At 51.4% G+C, this 19,373-nt stretch carries 10 protein-coding genes and 1 rRNA gene; 7 read left to right on the top strand and 4 right to left on the bottom strand.

Going from position 1 to position 19,373, the window contains the following annotated elements:
- The first annotated feature begins 28 nt into the window (after positions 1 to 28).
- The 5 genes from AC1DWB_RS23545 (at position 29) to AC1DWB_RS23525 (ending at position 14,267) form a co-directional block, all read left to right on the top strand.
- Positions 29 to 4,624 carry an Ig-like domain repeat protein gene (locus tag AC1DWB_RS23545; protein ID WP_477543534.1) on the top strand — a complete coding sequence of 1,532 codons (4,596 nt, stop codon included), beginning with the start codon at positions 29 to 31 and terminating at the stop codon, positions 4,622 to 4,624.
- Entirely contained in the window at positions 4,621 to 11,010 is a 6,390-nt protein-coding gene (locus AC1DWB_RS23540; protein WP_477543533.1) for an S-layer homology domain-containing protein, read from the top strand. The genes AC1DWB_RS23545 and AC1DWB_RS23540 overlap by 4 nt, the downstream gene beginning before the upstream one ends.
- A gap of 98 nt (positions 11,011 to 11,108) precedes the next feature.
- A complete protein-coding gene (locus AC1DWB_RS23535) occupies positions 11,109 to 12,719 on the top strand; it encodes a plastocyanin/azurin family copper-binding protein (protein ID WP_477543532.1) in 1,611 nt (536 codons plus the stop codon).
- Positions 12,720 to 12,951: 232 nt separating this feature from the next.
- Positions 12,952 to 13,530, top strand: coding sequence for an RNA polymerase sigma factor (locus tag AC1DWB_RS23530; protein WP_477543531.1), 579 nt, complete (start codon positions 12,952 to 12,954; stop codon positions 13,528 to 13,530).
- Positions 13,527 to 14,267: an anti-sigma factor gene (locus tag AC1DWB_RS23525; protein ID WP_477543530.1), complete on the top strand. Its 741-nt coding sequence runs from the start codon at positions 13,527 to 13,529 to the stop codon at positions 14,265 to 14,267. The genes AC1DWB_RS23530 and AC1DWB_RS23525 overlap by 4 nt, the downstream gene beginning before the upstream one ends.
- 77 nt (positions 14,268 to 14,344) lie before the next feature.
- On the opposite strand, the gene AC1DWB_RS23520 is transcribed toward AC1DWB_RS23525, so the two are convergent.
- Together AC1DWB_RS23520 and AC1DWB_RS23515 are read right to left on the bottom strand one after the other, a co-directional pair.
- Positions 14,345 to 15,406 carry an amidohydrolase family protein gene (locus AC1DWB_RS23520; protein WP_477543529.1) on the bottom strand — a complete coding sequence of 354 codons (1,062 nt, stop codon included), beginning with the start codon at positions 15,404 to 15,406 and terminating at the stop codon, positions 14,345 to 14,347.
- A gap of 19 nt (positions 15,407 to 15,425) precedes the next feature.
- Positions 15,426 to 15,788: a Rieske (2Fe-2S) protein gene (locus tag AC1DWB_RS23515; RefSeq protein ID WP_477543528.1), complete on the bottom strand. Its 363-nt coding sequence runs from the start codon at positions 15,786 to 15,788 to the stop codon at positions 15,426 to 15,428.
- Between the two features lie 156 nt (positions 15,789 to 15,944).
- Here AC1DWB_RS23515 and AC1DWB_RS23510 point away from each other — a divergent pair, with 156 nt between their 5' ends.
- Positions 15,945 to 16,724 carry a helix-turn-helix transcriptional regulator gene (locus AC1DWB_RS23510; RefSeq protein WP_477543527.1) on the top strand — a complete coding sequence of 260 codons (780 nt, stop codon included), beginning with the start codon at positions 15,945 to 15,947 and terminating at the stop codon, positions 16,722 to 16,724.
- 57 nt (positions 16,725 to 16,781) lie between these two features.
- On the opposite strand, the gene AC1DWB_RS23505 is transcribed toward AC1DWB_RS23510, so the two are convergent.
- Both AC1DWB_RS23505 and AC1DWB_RS23500 read right to left on the bottom strand, forming a co-directional pair.
- Entirely contained in the window at positions 16,782 to 17,750 is a 969-nt protein-coding gene (locus AC1DWB_RS23505; RefSeq protein ID WP_477543526.1) for a phytanoyl-CoA dioxygenase family protein, read from the bottom strand.
- 102 nt (positions 17,751 to 17,852) lie between these two features.
- A complete protein-coding gene (locus tag AC1DWB_RS23500) occupies positions 17,853 to 18,752 on the bottom strand; it encodes a helix-turn-helix domain-containing protein (RefSeq protein WP_477543525.1) in 900 nt (299 codons plus the stop codon).
- A gap of 301 nt (positions 18,753 to 19,053) precedes the next feature.
- On the opposite strand from AC1DWB_RS23500, the gene AC1DWB_RS23495 reads away from it, so the two are divergent.
- A 16S ribosomal RNA gene (locus AC1DWB_RS23495) occupies positions 19,054 to 19,373 on the top strand; the annotation flags it as partial.

Genomic DNA, 19,373 nt, shown 5'->3' with positions numbered 1-19,373 from the left:
GATTACACTTTCGGTAGGATTCGATGACATGAGCTCGACCTGTATATCAGAAACCAACATTACGGCCGAAATCGTTCGAAACTCTGCGAATTATGTGCTGTTCAATTTAACGCAGGTACCTGGACAGGACTCACATTATTCCCCGGTATTCCATCATACGGTCGCAGCAAACGCAGCATCAGGCAAGATTGAGCTGTATAACGGACCGAACTGGTGTGGAACGGGAGACGACTACATGTGGAGTCCTTATGGAGAGACCTTATATGACGATGGCACGAAAATTCTCAACAACCAATATTTCCTGAATTTATTTACGACTGAAATGTACATCGACAACACCCCTCCTTCGATCACCTTCGGGAAAGCTTCCGACATCACCTATAAGAAAAACCATGGGGTAACTGTGACGGCAACCGATGCGCCAGTGAACGCCAACATCACGTTATTCTCTACGTGGACCCAAAGTGCGACTCCACCGGCAGCTGCTTCTATTAGTACACCGATGCTGAATGGGGCGCCAGCCCTCGATCCGGGCGGGAGCGGAAGCTACTATCTGCATGTGAAAGCCATCGATGTGGTGGGATCCACGACCATCCGCACAGCCGGCCCTTTTAACTATGACAACCAACAGCCAGACGTTACGATTACCCCGATGTATGGGGTGGCGAGTACCAGCCATTCCGTTCAATATGCTTCATCCGACGAGCATTCTGGTGTTCAATCGACCAGTTACGAATGGTCCAAAGATGGAGTTTATTACTCCGGAGGTTCCGGGAACAGTGGGACGCTGCAAGTCCCGAACAGTCTGGACGGCAGCTACAAGCTGAAGGTAATCGCGACCGATGTGGCAGCGAATGTCAGGACAAGCGAGAGCCTGGCGTATATTATTGATCGAACGCCGCCGAGCGTTACATTCTCCACACAGGGCAACGGGACATCAGCGCAATCCCGACAAGTAGACGYCACACTGGTGGATGCACGGGCGACGCTGGGACAGGCCTATTACCAGTGGTCGTCGAACGTGACACAACCCGCAGCGAACGATCCCGGCTGGCAACTTTTCTTTGACGGCTCCGGGTCCAAGACTACCCATTCGGCTGCGTTGACATCTCCGGCAGAGGCGAACGGTTCGTTATACTTGCACGTGAAGACGACAGACAGCGCGGGAAATGTTGGCTTTGCCAATACGTCGCAAGGCTTCTCGCTGGATAATACGAAGCCGACCGCTTCGTTCGACAATACCGGGAACTTGACTTACAGCCAATCAACGGCGACGAAGTTATCTGTATCGGACAACGACAACCCAACAGCTACTAATTTCACAATCAAGTATTCCATCACGGAACAGGCGACGACGGACGGGGACGACGCATCCTGGAACACCTCCGGTGATGGACAGTTTACGCTCGATAACCGAACCGGAACCTATTATATCCATGCCAAAGTGTACGACGAAGCGGGCAACTGGACACTTGTCCGCGGAGGTCCCTACTATTTAGACAACACGGCTCCTACGGGATCGCTTCAGATTGTCAAGACGATAACGAACCAAAACACCCTCCCAGTTACGTTATCCGCTAGCGATCTACATGGATCGATTGAAATGCGACTGCTGGTAGACGGGGTTCAGGTGGGAGGTTGGGTAGGATTTCTCCCCACGGCGCAAGTCGCTCTGCCGTCCGTGGATGGGCAGCATAACATCGGTGTGCAGTACCGCGATCAAGTCGGCAATATCAGCCCAGTCTACGAGCAGACGGTTATCTATGATGCAACCGCGCCAATCGCGACCCAGATCGTCTATAGCACTCAGGCATCGACGAATCAACCGGTAACGGCTACTGTGACCGTGACGGACAATTTGACAGCTGCTGGTGATATCGTAGTGGATAATCCCACAGGCTTAACTTACGTCTTTCAGAGTAACGGCACGTTCACTTACAAGTTCCGTGACCAAGCTGGCAATGAGAACACAGCGGTAGCGACCGTAACTTGGATCGATAAGACCGAGCCGGAAGTAAGCTTCAGTGTGAACGGTACATCAAGCAGCAGCCAATCGGTCAGTTCAGTCATCTCCGCGACCGATAACGGACCGGGTCCGCTGCAGTACGCTTACGCGTGGTCTCAAGATGCGATTAGTGAACCGATCGCATGGAATGGACTAGCCCCGGATGCCACCGCCCGCCTGAATGGTGTTGATGGTGATTGGTACTTATGGGCGAAAGTAACGGATCCTGCAGGCAATGTGAAGACGATGAAGAGTGGGAGGTTCCTGCTAGACAATACGGCTCCAATTGGTACGGTTGCTTACAACCCATCAGGACGAACGGCTGGCACGGTCACAGCAACGCTCAGTGCCAACGAAGGGATCACAATAACGAATCCTTCAAGTGGAGTTGCAACTCATGACTTTACAGACAACGGATCGTTTGAATTCGTCTTTCGCGACACAGCCGGTAATGTCGGCACCGTCACAGCATCGGTGTATCAGATCGATCGAAGTACGCCGTCAGCAAACGTCACGTTCTCTACGACCGCGTGGACGAACGGAACAGTTCGCGTGACGGTTGATGCGGATGGAAGCCCTCCGCGAGCCATTATCAACATGGTCGCTCCTGCGGATGCAGCTTTGGTGAGCCAGACCGTTTCGAAGGTTGTGTACGATTTTCATTCAAATGGCAGCCTTCATTATACGATCATCGATCTGGACACAGGCAAATCAAGCGACCCCATGAGTTTGACGGTTAGTAACATCGACAAGATCGCCCCGATCGGGACGTTGAGCTATAGTCATGGGGCCGGAGTGGATACGAATGAAGATGTCACGGTCACACTGACCATCAAGGATGACCGACTCGGCGCAGTGAATACGATTCTTAACAACAACGGAAGCGACAGATACACCTTCACACAGAACGGAACGTTCACCTTCCTGTTCCGCGACAACGCAGGCAATATGTCCGAGGCGACGGCAACCGTGACTAATATCGACAAAGAAAAGCCACAAGCGGTTGCAACGTATAGTGAAACGGCATGGACGAGGAACGACGTAACCGTCTCGGTCACTTTCCCGAACGAAACGAAGCCGGTGACAATTACGAACAATAACGGCAGCGCCCAGTATACGTTTTCGACAAATGGAAGTTTCGTATTGGAATACCGCGACGCAGCAGGTAATGTAGGCAACACGACGCTGAAGGTGAACCATATCGATCGGGAAGCGCCTACCGGGACAATTGTCTACAGTCAAGCTGGCTGGACGAACCAGAATGTAACGGCGACCTTAGTCGCGCTCGACAACTCCGGTGAGGCACCTCAAGTGATTAACAATGGCGGCTCGACTTCCTATTCGTTCACTCTGAATGGGACGTTCACGTTTACTTTCCGTGACGAAGCCGGCAATGAAAGCACCGCCACAGCAATGGTTGACCGAATCGACAAGACGCCTCCTACCGTGGAGCTCCAATATTCCACGCTGACGGAGACACGAGCTGATGTGCGGGCAGTCTTAGTTGCGAATGAGCCGGTTACGGTCATCGGGAACAATGGAAGCACCGCTTACGATTTCCGTGCGAACGGCAGCTATACATTTCAAGTAGTAGATCGGGCCGGGAATCAGGCTTCGGTGACAGCGTCAGTGTACAATATCGATCGAACGCCACCCGTTCTGGCGATCAGCTACAGCTCGACGACCACGACGAAGGAAGATGTGATCGTCACCGTGTCGGCAAGTGAGCCATTCGTAGTGCTCAACAACAATCGGTCGAAGCAGGTTGTATTCAAAGAAAACGGTCGTTTTATATTCATGGTGCAAGACATGGCTGGCAATACGGCGGAAATCGAGGCAGTCGTCAACCACATCGACAAAGCGAAGGCGAAGGTCACCTATCAATACAGTGATACGGCCCCTACTATGAACAATGTGACAGTCACGATTGATTCGGATCGATCGCTTAYGGTTGAAGGAGTGACCGGGAACACCTTGACCTTCACTGAGAACGGTACACGCTGGCTCGTGGCAACGGATAGCCTGAACAACCGCTACGACCTTCGCGTCGAAGTGAAGAACATTGACCGTCAGAAGCCGATGATTCGCTTCAAGGGCGGTGAGCAACTGCTCATCCAGCAAGGAACGATTGTAGATCCGAAAGCCGATGTCGAAGCGATTGACAACTTGGACGGTAACGTACTGACGAATGTATCCGTAACGCATAACATCGCTCCACAAGTACCTGGAGAGTATACACTCACCTACAGCGTGACAGATCGTGCAGGCAACATCTCGACCGTGACACGCAAGGCGACTGTCATCGCGCCGACTAGCTTCATGTTGTATGTGAATTCCAAGCTCATGCAGGACGAGGAGACGCTGGCCTACGGCGATGCCATCCAGCTGAGGTCATTTGGCAATCAAGGGATGAATCAAGTGAAATGGCTGCGCGGTTACAAGAACAAGGGCGATTTCAAGTCAACTCGGGATCTCGTACAGAATGGCGTGCTTCCAATATCGGAATACGGGTATTATACGTTCTATTTACAGGATCAAGAGCGCCAGTCCAAGCTGATCCGTGTCTACATATTACCGTTGCCTGATGCCATTCAACCAGGAGGGACCAGCAGCCAATGAAGAAGCATGTAAGCCAAAACGGATGGAAAATAGGGATGCTGCTGCTGCTAAGTCTAGTGCTGCTTATGCCAATCGGCGGACTGCAGGCAATGGCTGCAGAAGCAGGAAGAGGAGCGGTTACGGTTGCGAACGAATTTCTGGATGTGTCCGTGAACAACGAGACCGGACGGTTCAGCATCAAGACGAAGGCAGGTTCTCCGTTGAAGACCGGCGATGACAACAAGCCGCTGCTGTACCGGGACGAACTGCCCGAGACGTCCTTCACGACCTTCCGCATCAATGGCAAGGATCTTATTTATGGAAACGGTTATGGGTTTCTGGGGTTGAATGGCGCAGTGACAACGACTCCAGTTAACAATGGGGTAACCAATCAATCGGTATGGAAAGCCGAAGGACTCGACATCATTCAGACGTTAACACTTGTGGATGACAGTACGAACCCTAACGCAGGCAATGTGAAAATTTCTTATAAAGTCAAGAACACGACGGATCGAGCTGTAAGTGTTGGGACGCGAATCTTGCTCGATACGATGCTTGGACCGGTGGATGCCGCCCCGATCTCCGTCTCAGGACGCAGCGATTATTACCGGAATGAAACGAAGTTCGAAGGTACAATTCCTTACTACTGGCGGGCGACTGATAATCCCGTCAATCCGAAGGTGATGTCATACGGGTTCACGCAAGGCTGGGGCAATGTGGCCCCCAACCGGATGATTGTTGCCCATTGGAACGGCATTTCGGAGACGAAATGGGACTATACCGTTGATCCGTCGCTGGATTACACAAGTACCAGCAACAAATACGGTTCAGCCGACAGTGCGGTTGCCATGTATTGGGACCCTTCTTCGCTTGCGCCGGGTGGTGAGAAAGTGTTCGAGACGTACTACGGCTTGGGCAGCTTCTACACCTCACAGAAGCAGGCCGCTTATCAGCTGCAAGTGATGGCTCCCAAGCAGTTGACATTGAACCAGGCCCGTACAGGCTACAACGAACAACAGTTCGAAATTCGCGTGGATATCGATAATTCAATCGACCGCTCGCTTGCATTGGACAACGTCACCGCCACTATAGGGTTGCCGGTTGAACTAGAATTGGCGGAAGGTGAACGAAGGGCCAAGTCCGTCGGCAACATCGTTAAAGGCGGCTTGCAGTCGGTTAGTTGGAAAGTGAAGGCCAAGCCGCAGTACGCCTACAAGGCTGCGCCATACCAAGTGATCGTACAAGCGGCTGGCGGGGAAGAGAGTATTCAGGCTGCCTTCATCGTACTCCCGGCCTTGTCGGGCAAGATCCCTGAAGTCCAGCTGCTCGAGGCGCTGCCTCGCAAACTATATATGAAGGATGAGAATCCAACTATCTCACTGCAAGGCAAAGGCTTCGAAGCACTGAAGGGATCATCTGATTGGCAAGTACGCATGATCCGTGAACGTGACGGGGCCGAGGTACTCGTTCCGAAGCAGAATGTATCGGTTCTGGACGATAAGCAAATGTCGGTGCGGCTGCTGGATTCACTGTGGCCGTCATTGAAGTCGGAGCCGGGGAATTACAAGCTGCGACTCGAAGCCGGCATATTCGGCGCATTCGAGAAACGAATCGAGTTCACGCTTGATCAACGGTTCAAACCGAGGGACTACGGCATTCTGTTAGTTGTAGGCGAGAATATAAGTCCAGAACGCGTCCGACAAAATGAGAAAGGCTTGGAGAGCTACTCGCTTGTTCCCGTTGAGAGCGAAGCAAAGCTGAAACAACTGAAGCAGCAATATGCTGCGACCTCTATGAAGGATGATAAGGTCGTCCTGCTCGAATTCAGGGGGCCGATCAAGGCGCTAGCAGGTGAAGAGACCGTCTACGAGATCGGCTCTGGCGCGACGATCAATGCTGCCGTTCGTTACGATTCTTCCAACGAATTGACCGCGATCTTCGGCCAAGCGTCCCAGAAGATCGTTGTTAAGAAGCAAGCTAGGGACGAGGGACACGAAGGGGATTATATAAGCCTCTCAGGGAATGGTGTCTTATCCATTCCTGGATTTCCCTTCGCGTTCGGTCCATTCGGCCTAGAACTGACCGATGGGACCCGCTATGCACTGGAGGCGGATGAAGACGATGGCCAGAAGCCGATCGAGATCGATTGGGAAGTGCTGAAAGGGTTGTCGCTTGTTCAGCAGATGGGCTTCTTCCAAGTCGAGATGAAGAATGCCGTCATCGGTAACGAAAGCATCTCCTTCGGCGGTTCGGTGTCGATGAGCTTCAACCCCGGTGACTTCAAAGAAGAGGGATCAGGTGCGGGCTCTTCAGGAGATAACGAGGAGGACGAGGAAAATGAAGACGAATTCGAGCTCGGCCTGGAGTTGGATGAAGCCCGGTTCGGTATCCGTCAGCAGACGGACCTGTTCGGCCGCGCCGGCACATTCGGATTCCTCGGCTTGCGCGCGGAAGGCCAGGCCGGTCTTCCCGACGGCATGGTGCCTGGACTTGATCTAGGTGCAAGCGGACGTGTGCTGCTGGATACATTCGATCGCAAATTCGAGATCGAGGCTAATGTGGAGTTCAAGGTTGTGGAAGTGAATGGCCTGCTCACGCTGCGGTTCACAGAGGGTGGTCTCCCGATCCCGGACAATTTCATCTTCGTCGTCGGGGCGGAGCCGGGTATACCCCTCATTCCTACGACACCTGTCGCTTATATTACGAAGGGCGGCGGAGGCTTCCGCAACATGTACGATACTCTGATGGGCAATTTCAATATCTTGCCTCCACTCAAGCTGGTCATGGTTGGGGGGCTGAGCATTGCCAAAGTTATTACAGCAGACAATGTCACGCTTGGCTTGTCGATGCGCGGTGTGGAGTTTTCCGGCGAGTTCGAGATCGTGAAGTTTCCGATCCTGAAGGAAGTGTACGGAAGTATTTTACTGGATGACTCTCTGCGTAAATTCGGAGTTGCGCTTCGTGGCGGAGCTAAGCTGCAAATACTTGATATCATTCAAGGCGAGGTCTATTTCATACTCGAGTACGATTCCTCCCGAAATGGACTGTTGGGTCCCGTTTATATGGCTGGAGGCGGTAATGTCACTATTACCATTCCGAAGCAGGTTCCATTCGTCGGCGGGCTTGAGATCGGTTCCGCATCAGGCCAAATCAGCAGCGAAGACATATGGGGCAAAGCAAAGATTATCGGGATTCCGGTCGGCTTTCAGTACAAGTGGGGCGATAGCATGCCTACGCTCATTTCTTCCCGTATGGGACCTGCCGCAATACCAGCACCCAGAGGATTAATGGAGCAAAATTTGTATGGCGAATCCGGTGAGTTGTCAGGAACGATGAGCTTCGGTACGAACATCCGACGCATCGCTGGATCCGCATCAAGGGAAGGCGCTGCCAAGAGCGCACCAGGACGCTTCAGCATCTCGAGCGTAACCCAACCTTATTCAATTCCAATGCCAGCACTTCAAGAGAAAGCGCTACTGGAGCTGAAGTATACCGGGGATTTGCCGAATTTGCAGGTGAAGATGCCAGACGGCACGGATTACATGTTAATAGAAAACGAGAATTACTTGAAGCAGACCATATCTGCCGAAGACTCGCAATCGGGTACATTGGAGAAGCGCGTGTACGTTTCATTCCAACAGCCAATCGCAGGTAATTGGACGATATACTCGGATCAGGAGCTGGAATGGTCGCTGATGGATGTAGCTGTACCAGCATCGCTCGATACGGTAACGGCTACGAAGATTAGTGCGAACCAAGTCAAAGTCGATTGGCAGGCGAACCATACGTCGGATGAGAAAGTATCGTTGTTCATGACGACCGACAATGTGAACGATCCAGGCCGCTTGTTGGTGGAGGGAATCGATGTCGCAGTTGGAACGACTACGATCACATTACCGGAAGCAACAGCCGGAGGCACGTATTACATCAAGGCGATCTTGTCCAAGTCCGGATCGAATCTGGATAGCAAGTATAGCAGTGCGGCCTTTACCCTGGTGAATCCGCATCAACCGGCTGCACCACAACAAGTGACAGCCACCCCAACAGGTAACGGATTACTCCAAGTAGCCTGGAGCATGGCTCAGCAGCCGGACGGTTACACGATTCAATTGCTCCATGCGAACGGCCAGCCGGTTGCCAGCACGGGAACGGTGGATGTGGCGGGAACCGAGCATCAAGCCATCATAGGCGGCGTGATGAAGGATGCCTCTGGAGGTATCGTAGGTCTCGTACCGGGTGCGGAGTACCAAGTGTCGATCGCCTCCTTCAAGGAAGTGGACGGGGTGAAAGTGTACAGCACACCGACTGTCTCCCCAACCTCCTACTTGCCTGTGCCGAAGCCTGCACAAATAGAGCTGATTCTGTTGAACGCCAACAATGAACCGATTCTCAACTCATATGGAGGGAACGGCCAACAGACTTACGTGGTGAACGACAAGATGTTCAAGCTGCGATTGAAATCACAGGATGCAGTAGCATCCACTATTGTCAAAGTCAATCAACAGTCGGTCGGTACATTCTCCGGAGTTGATTGGACGGAATCGATCCCACTCACGGAAGGTACGAACTTGATCGAGGTGCTCTCCACGAATGTGAATGGAGACAAGACACTTACGGGTGCGCGTGTATTCTCGGACACGACTGCTCCAGATCTTAAAATAGAGAGTCCGAGACCGGGGGCTTTCGCTGGTGTCGGTACGGTGCTTGTCCAAGGGATGGCAGAACCGGGCAGCAGGGTGACCATTAATAACAATGCCGTGTCTGTGGATTCGGCGGGAAGGTTCGAACGAAGCGAAACGCTGGATGGATACTTATCGAAGTCAATCGTCGTCACAGCCCGAGATGATGCGGGCAATGAAACGGTTTATACGTCAGAAGTTATGAACAGTGCGGCGAAAGCCTTCGAGAAGATCGAGCTTCGTCCGGTACTGCCGCTGTCCAATTCGACTAAGCTTACGGATGATGGTGAATTGGTACTTCCGGCAGGAAGTCGCCAAGCGCTAGAAGCGGTAGGGATCGATACGTCTGGCCAAACTTATGTCATCGAACCCTCAAGCGTAGAGTGGAGTGTACTCATGGGCGATTCATATGGCTCCGTCTCGGAGCGGGGTGAGCTAGATGCGCTCTATGAGGGCGAGCTGGTCGTGAAAGCCTCTTACAGGGTGACTAATGACTTTGCGTACGAGGACACGATGGTCGTGAATGTCGGCAAACCTAATGGCGCCTCTAATCCAATCGACCCTAATTATGACAATTGGTACAAACCGCCGCAGCCTGTTGAAGACAATCCATCCGATAATTCAATCGGTGGGAATGGTGATCCTAAGTCTCCGCAGGTGCCGCCGAAATCAACGGAAGAAGCGGTAAACAACACGCTGGAAAACATTCTGAAGCAGATTATCGAGCGCGAGAAGGACGTACAATTCGTCGCGTTCGCATCCATGGCACCGAATCGCGAGACGATTCTGAACGTACAGGACCGTGCGGTCATTCGGATTGCAGCGCAGCCTATGAAAGAGAACGCCGGATTAGGCGCCGGTATCGTGAAGGACCGTCGTAAATACGAATCTGACGGATTGAAGGTCATCGGTGATATCTATGAATTCAAGTTCGACAAACCGATTCAGCTCGTTCAACCGGCAGAACTAACGATCCGCTTTAGTCTGGAGGAAATCCAAGATTTGAGCAAAGCAGCGATCTATTGGTTCAATGAGCGAACCAGAATGTGGGAATATATCGGCGGTGTGATCAATCCGGTTACCGGGACCATTACGGCCAACCTTCCGCACTTCAGCAAGTACGCGCTCCTGTATAACGAGAAGCTGCCTGTGTTCGAGGATATCCGCGACCGTTGGTCCCACGATTTGGTGTATCGGTTGACTTCAATTGGTGCGGTGAACGGTATTCAGAACGGTAAGCAGCTCTTGTTCGAACCGCAGCGGTCGATTACAAGACAGGAGTTCCTGAAGATTGCAATCGGCGCATTAGGAATCAAAGCGTCAAGTGCAGCCATTCCAGCGAACTTCGCCGACCGTGATCTCGTGGCGTCATGGGCCCAACCGTATATCGCAGCAGCGGTGGAACGGAAGTGGTTAAGCGGCACCTCTCGCGACGGTGAGCTCTACCTTGATCCGGCCAGCCCAATCTCTCGGGCAGAAGCAATTGCGGTCATCGGCCGCATGCTGAAGTCGGATCCGGGAATGAAGGATGYCGCAGGAGCAAGTGTGCCATTTCTCGATGCGGCTCAGGTTCCAGACTGGGCGAACGATTATGTGTCGCTTCTTGCGGGGAAAGGCATTATCAACGGTTATTCGGATCAAACCTTGCGGCCATCCATCCAGATTTCGCGTGAAGAAGCGGCCGCTATGATCAGTAAGTTACTCGATTTACAGCTAGCGCTCGAATAAACTTCTCTCTACAAAAAAAATGCCAACAACCATCGAACCGTTTCAGCAATCTGTTCGTTTACTCCATGTAAGCCATTAATGAGGAGGAATCGGACACGATGAACAAGAGAAGCAAATGGGTATCGATGGTGTTGGCAGGGTTCATGACACTTTCATCAGCAGTAACTGTATTCGCAGCCGATGCACCTGCTGCCGCCAGTGTGAAGACGGACGCACAAGTGGTGGCTGATCTTGGGGTATTACAAGGAGATGGGAGCGGAGTTACCGCCAGCTACTTGGCGAAGACGACAACCCGTCTTCAAGGCGCAATCTTGTTCTTGCGACTGAAGGGACTGGAGCAGACGGCTCTCGGCTTCAAAGGGGCTGATAACTTCACAGATGCAGCACTCGTGAGTGACAGCAACAAAGCGATATTGGCGTATCTGAAAGCGAATCCGAGCCTAGGCTGGACTGGAACTGGAGACGGCAAGTTCGATCCCCAGTCGGGAGTGACCGCGCAGCAGTATTACAAAGTGCTGTTGGAATCATTAGGTTATAAGCAGGATGCCGATTTTACCTATGCAGACGTGTTTACATACGCCAAGAGCAAGGGGATGACTCAGATCGCCAATGCAGGTGCACTTCGCAACAGCCACATTGCTACGGCGACTGTAGAAGCGTTGAAGCTCAAGGTGAAAGGCGGCACGAAATCACTTGTAGAAGCGTTGGTTGATCAGAAGGTGGTCGCCGCTGACAAAGCCGGACTGGCCAAGTCAGCCCGCATCAATGTAGTGAAAGATGCGACCCTTGGTTCTTACCTTGTGGATGAGAGCGGGAAGACGCTGTACTATTTTGCCAAAGACACGAAAGACGTTAGCACTTGCAAGGATCAATGCGCAGTGAACTGGCCGATCTATTATGCCGACAACATCCAAGTTTCCAGTGAGATGAACACTGCCGATTTCAACACGATCGTCCGCGAGGATGGGAAGAAACAGACGACTTACAAAGGGATGCCGCTATACTATTATGTCAAGGATGAGAAAGCCGGTGACGTGAAAGGGCAAGGTGTCAATAATGTATGGTACGTAGTGAATTTCTCTTCAGTCAGCGTCGCTTCGCAAGATGGAATCGGAAAGTTTCTAGTCGACGCAGGCGGCAGAACGCTTTACTTGTACACCAAAGACACCAAGGACATGACGGTTTGCTATGGGACGTGCGAAGTGAACTGGCCTATATTCTACTCCGAGAACATTACGGGGAGCGGCGATATGAAGGCGGCGGACTTCGGCACGATCGTGCGTACTGATGGAACGAAGCAGACTACTTACAAGGGCTGGCCGCTGTATTATTACATCAAGGATCAGAAGGCTGGAGACGTGACAGGACAAGGTGTAGGCAAAGTTTGGTACGTGCTTGACCCATCTTCGACTACACAGGTTGAGCAACCGAAACCGGCAGGTGTCGTGCATACGATGGACATTGCCAACTTCGCCTTTGCTATGCCTGAGATGACGATTGCCGTAGGCTCCAGCATTACATTCACGAACCGTGATTCAATTCAGCACAACGTTGTGTCCGATGCGATGTCAGGTGATAAGCCATTATTCTCCACACCACTGCTTGGTAAGGGTGAGTCATTCACACTGACATTCACGACAGCTGGGGAATTCACTTATTTTTGCGAACCACACAAAGATCACATGAAAGGCAAGATTATTGTAAAATAGCGTCAGATAGTATAAGATGCAAGGAAATCAGGTTTTCCCGGGTGARGCTTGAAGAGGCTTTCCCGGGAAACCTTTTTCTTATCTATAGCTGCCCCGTGCAAAAGGAAATTATGTCGCGTCAAAGGGATTCGACCCTCTATTGTCGAACATGAAGTTGAACACAATAACAGTTTGTGTAGTGTACTTCGTTTCTTCATTAAGAGGGTCGTTATTCGACACGGGGAGTGTCTCTATGGTGCAACAATATTCCGATGAACAATTGATGCGGATGATCATGGAAAAGCATAGCAGCGCGCTTGAGGAAATGTATGACCGATATGCGAAGCTGGTGTACTCATTCGCTATGAAGTCTAATACAGACGTTCAATTCGCCAAAGAAGTGGTGCAGCTTGTATTCACGCGACTTTGGACGACGGAACGCGGGTATGACGCGCAGAAAGGTCTGTTTGTGAACTGGCTGTTGACGATTACGCGGAATATTGCGATTGATCAACTGCGTATTCTTAGAAAGCAACCTGCTGTTGTGCCTTTTGAGTCTTCTGCTTGGGAGGCGCTGCCTGACCACCTGCAGGTTCAACCGGAAACGGTCGTCTCCCGCAATTGGCTGAAGCAGGTTATCGAGCAAGCGTACCGATTTTTATCAAACAGCCAAGTACAGTTGATTCAAGCTTTTTATTGGGAAGGCTACACGCTTAGCGAAATCGCGGAGCTTAACAATGAGCCGATTGGAACCGTGAAGAGCCGACTGCATCAGACTTTGAAAATATTGCGCAGACATCTCGAAGCCGTCAGAGAGGAGGGGATCGAATGAGTACGGACAACCGTCCTTGTGAACATTTATTGTCTTATTTTCTAGAAGAAATGACGGAGTTGGAGACGCGTGCATTCGATCGTCACCTCGCTGTATGTCCCGCTTGTCAGGAAGAGCTGCAGCAGTTGCGGGAAGCTTGGAGCACGCTTCCGTACTCGCTGGAAGAAGTGGAGCCTCCGGCAAATATGAAAGCTGAGGTGCTGGGAGCTATAGTGCAGGAAGCTCCGGCGAAGAACCAGCGAGCTTGGTCTTACGGAAACTCAACCGGCCGAACGCGACGGTCCCCGCGACGCTATGCCATTACCGCCGTAGCTTCTCTGTTGTTGATAGGCGGCGTAAGCTGGTTTGGATTTGCGAACTGGAAGATGACCCCTGCGGAATTAACGGACCTTAGCTTGCCTGCGCAGATGGTCGGGCAGTATAATCTGAAGTCATTCGATACGTCTAGTCCGGGTGCCCGCGGTCAAGCGTTCCTGATGCAGAAGGGTGACAGTGTCCAATTGGTGCTGCAAGCGAGCGGCTTGCCTTCGCTGCAGGGGGATCAAGCATATCAGGTATGGATTGTGAAGAGCGGGAACCGCGTGAACGGTGGAACGTTCCGCGTCGACGCACAAGGGAACGGCGTGTTGACCTTCAAGTTCGACGTTGACAATCGTCAATTCGATACAATCGGCATTACCCTTGAGCCAGACTCGGATGGGGTAAAGCCGAGAGGGAAGAAAGTGTTGGGAACTTAGTCCGAGTAAGATAAAAAAAAGGCAGTCTGGACCTCGATTTATGGAGGCCAGACTGCCTTTTGTTGTTTCGGTGCGAGCTATAGTTTGAACAACTGCTTGGCATTCTCATAGTAAATCTTACGCTTCATCTCGGCTGGCATCGTCCTGAGAATGGCATGCGGATCATCGAAATCCCAATGCGGATAGTCGGAAGAGAACAGCAGCATGTTCTCGGCATCGATCATATTGAACAGTGTGATGAGATCACCTGGCCGGTCTGGCTCCTCAATCGGCTGTGTCGTTAAGTAGCAGTGCTCGCGAATGTAGCGGCTTGGCATTTTTTTGAGCCATGGGACTTGCGCACGGAGAGCTTTGTAGTTTTTGTCCAGACGCCACATCAGATGGGGTAACCAGGCGACACCGCCTTCGACAAGAACGAACTTCAAGTTCGGGTATTTCTCGAACACCCCTTCACAGACGAGACTGACCAAGTGGGCCATGAAATTTTGCGAGAGGCACGTATGCCATTCCAGGTAGTAACTCGGATAGCCTGCCGCTGTAGGGCCGTTGGTGCTTCCGGCTCCTTCCGTCCCAGGATGAATCATGATCGGAAGACCTTGCCGTTCGGCTGCTTCGTAGATCGGATGGTAATATCGTTGTCCGAAGGGCATGCGGGCTGCGCTCGACATAATGACTGCCACCATATCGGGATGTGGACCCATCCTGTCGATCTCCCGTGCCGCCAGCTGAGGATCAAGTGTTGATACAGCAATCGTGCCTTTGAAGGAAGGGTGCTTCCCCATCCAATGGTCAACCATATAGTCGTTGTAGGCTGTAGCTACGGCTGCCGCGTAGTCAGCATCATGTCCGCTGGAGACATCGAACATGCTGCCGGTCAACAGGGCATAGTCGATCTGGTGCTGATCGATCAACTGCTCCACGAGAAAGCCCGGATCGGAAGCCGCCGGACCGCCTCCAGGTGGAGTCGCGTCCTTGCGGGGAACACCTACTGGTGAATAGTAGCCGCACCATAACGCGCCAGTTCCAGCGTCTCGCATTCTTTTCTTCATCGCGTCTGGCATATAGGGCAGTAGATCTTGCGGGCTGCGAATTGCATTATGCACATCACAATCAATAACGTTCAATGGTTGCTTGGTCATTGTAAATTCCCCTTTCGACCTATGGACGAACTCCGAGTACGATGCCGATCTGTCCATCCTCGATAACTATGTCGTACCGCTTCGTCTTCACTTTCTCATCAAACAGCGAGCATCCTGTCTTGATATCAAATTCCCAACCGTGCCAGGGGCAGCGGATAATTTCCTGGTCTTTGCCATAAATAAACTCATACACTTGCGACTCCATCGTCGTGCCGCTCACAAGTCCCTTGCACAGCTCGGCGCCGAGATGAGGGCAATAGTTCAGTAGGGCGTGGTACTCTCCCCGTATATTAAATATACCGATTGAAAGTTTTCCCACTTGTACGATTTTCCGTTGACCCTCTGGAATTTCTTCCACAGTTGCCACGAACTGAACACTCATATCTGCATTCCTCCTTATCTTGGTCGCATATCAACTATACCGTTATCGTAAGGGTTCCCCTTGACAATGACCATCAATAAATCAACAATGAGTTGTATGATTCTACAATGATATTTCGTTACATGTGGGTTCCAACGTGAGAGGTGAGCTGATCTTATGAACATTAAGTCTGTATTTTTCGACGATTTTGTGGAGCATTGGCACGTTTCCAGCCGGATGACCCAGAATCCGATACTTGCCTTAATAACAAGCGGGAACTTGACCTATGAGCTTGATTCCACCGTAATCCCGCTAAGTAAAGGTGATGTGCTGCTCATTCTGCCAGGTACCGTTCGTGCCGGTTATCACGATTCAGCCGCACCACATCAGAAGTATGCGGTTATATTTGACTTGCCCTTGCCGCTCGAACGCCCTTTGGACTTATTCGCAGGGAAGGCAGGCTACCGATTGTTTCGTCCGAAAGGATTCGAGTATTTGCGCCAGCGTTTCGCTACGTTGTATCGAATGTGGCTAAGCCAATCGGCATTCCGTGACATGATCTGCGGTGGTATTGTAATGGAACTTGTGGGAACACTACTGCAAGAGATGGAGCAGCATTATATCCCTGCGCATAAAGTTGCTATGTCCAAGACGCTCGAACATTACATCGAACTCCACTATAGAGAAGAGATCCGCATACAGGATTTGGCGCAGCTGGTGGGGCGAACGCCGAATTACATCTCGACTATATTCAAACAAACTACAGGTCAGACACCGATTGAATACATGCACCATATTCGGATTACGACCGCTCGCAATTTACTTCTGCAGACGAACATGACGATTACTGAAGTATCAGATGCTCTTGGGTATTGCGATCCGCCGTACTTCAATCGGGTGTTCAAGCGAATAACCGGCCATGCACCATCCAAGCTGTTGGAACAGAGGGAGCATTAGATGGGGATTTTCCACCAAACAAAAAAACCTCACACATTTCGTGTGAGGTTTATCTAACTACATTTCCATCTTTCCCATATCCCCTCCGGGCATGGCGACCATCATCGATCCGTTGTCTGTACCAGAATCGGGTTCGGAGGATAACTCCAGCGGTGTTCCCAAAACCGCGGGTGCGAATGGCAGATGTGTGCGGCCCCGGGCCAAGATGTGATTCTGATTAGAGCCATGCCACGGAACCCACGAACGAGCGTTGCAGTAATGCAGCACATAGGAGCGGCGGAACCGGTCAGGTGTTTCATTCCGGTACGAACGGTGCAGCAGGTGCGAGTGGAAGAAGATCACATCCCCCGGGTTTACGCAGACCGGCACGACATCGTATTTCGCAGCGACCGGCGACAAGTTGTTCACATCGTCGTCCATGTCACTGGCGGCATTCGCGGTGAACAAGCCTTGGATGTGTCGTTCGTCAGCATGGACATACGACGAGCGAGAGGACGGTGGCGGGTAGATTGGCTCGTTATGTGAGCCTTTTGCCACCCATAAACAACCATTCTTCTCATCAGCACGATCTAATGCAACCCATGCGCCAATCAAGCTGTCCGGCTGAGTCTGGATATAGAAGGAGTCCTGGTGCCAGCCTTGCCCGCCCTTTCCAGGAGGGTTGAAGAACAGCATCGATTGAAGTGCGARCACATCCGGCCCGATTAGCGCCTCCAGTATGTCCAACAGAAGTGGATGCAGCAGTCCCCATTCCGCTGTTACGTTGTGCTTATGAGGCATATGCATACGTGCTGTCGCTAGTCGCTCGGCTTGGTCCGTATCTTTCATCCAAGGGTGTGCCGGAGACAGATGATCCAATTCCGTGATTCGGCCGTGATAAATATCGTCAGTCCAGTTCTGGATCCTCTCGGTATCTCGTGTAGGCAGTAGGTTTTTTACAACTAAATAACCATCTTGATGATAGCTGACAAATTCCTCAATTGATACATGATATCGCTGTCGTTGTTCGGTCGTTGCTTGAGCCATTCCCCAGCTCTCCCTTCTATAAACATGTTCATCATTCATTTTCAGGGAAAACTGGGGTATCGGCAATGTACACATCCGAAACAATGATGGACGAATTTGATATCAGGGACCCGATTTAGGATCAACCAGTACGAAGAAATGATTCTGTGGATAAAAACGGCCCCAGTCGTCTTGCGGAACTAGATCGCGCATCCGGGTATCCCCATACTTGCGCCTATACTCAGTGGCTGTCATTCCCATAATACGGCGGAACAGTCGGTGAAAATAATATTCGTCGTCGAACCCCAGACTGCGTGCGACCTGTTTGACGCTATCTGATCGTTGCAGCAGCAGTTGGGCAGCGAGTTCCATCTTGCGCTTATTAATCCAATGCTTCGGAGTATGCCCTACATGCTGTTGGAACGTGCGTGTGAAATGCTCATGCGACCAGCCCGCCGTTCGGGCTAATCGTTCGACCTCGATGGGTTCAGTTGCATGGGCATCTATATATTGAAGAGCAGTGGATATTTGAGGGGGGAGAGTGTGATTGTCTATGTTCGCGACTTCAGGCTCCAGGGTACTCTCCATCTCTTCCAAAATGTACAGCATCAGCATCTCGGCAAGCGATCTCCATCTAGCAGGCTTCATATGAAATATATATAACAATTGCCTCATCAACTGTGGGATTAACGAACGGTCATTCAGTTTTACAATAGAGATACCGGGATTGTTCATCAAGCGGTAGCTTGGAAGACTCGAATTCGCGCCCAGATCGAAATGAATGAACAGATGACGGCATGGATTCCCCGGATCGAACCGATATTCATGCGAATCGCCAGGCCGAGTGACGAGGATGCTTGGTCTGTCCAGGACAACTGTTTCGTCCTTAACGGAATATATCGATTGTGTGCCGACAGGGAAGTAGACCAACTCGTAATCGGTAATCTTACGCGGCCCGAGCCGATGGCCTGACTTTACGGTTACGTCGCCAGCATGATGGAATCGTATCTGATCAAAGCTCATTGCCACTTTCTCCTTTCCCTATGGAATGGACGGTCGATCAATTAGACTACAACCCAAATTATACAACAAATCGATCCTATTTCGGTCACTTGAAATCAATAGAAAGAAGAGACTAGTGCCAGTAATATTTTTCCACTTGCAAAACTATTGWTGGACATGTTATATTGTAWWTCCGCCGAGAGATACGGACGGYAACGAAGAAAAGATTGTTCCTTGAAAACTGAACAACGAGCGTGCAAGTATAGCGAACTTCGGTTCGCAAAACAAGCTAGTTTAGTAATGAGCAAGTCAAATTTCTACCATTATGGAGAGTTTGATCCTGGCTCAGGACGAACGCTGGCGGCGTGCCTAATACATGCAAGTCGAGCGGATTCTTCCTTCGGGAAGGGTTAGCGGCGGACGGGTGAGTAACACGTAGGCAACCTGCCTGCAAGACTGGGATAACTAACGGAAACGTTAGCTAATACCGGATACACGGCTGGATCGCATGATCCGGTTGGGAAAGAGGGTTTCGGCTCTCACTTGTAGATGGGCCTGCGGCGCATTAGCTAGTTGGTGGGGTAACGGCTCACCAAGGCGACGATGCGTAGCCGACCTGAGAGGGTGATCGGCCACACTGGG

It is taken from the genome of Paenibacillus sp. P4_E11, assembly GCF_056401635.1.
The sequence above is the reverse complement of the archived record's forward strand: the minus strand, read 5'-3'. Positions and strand labels throughout refer to the sequence as shown.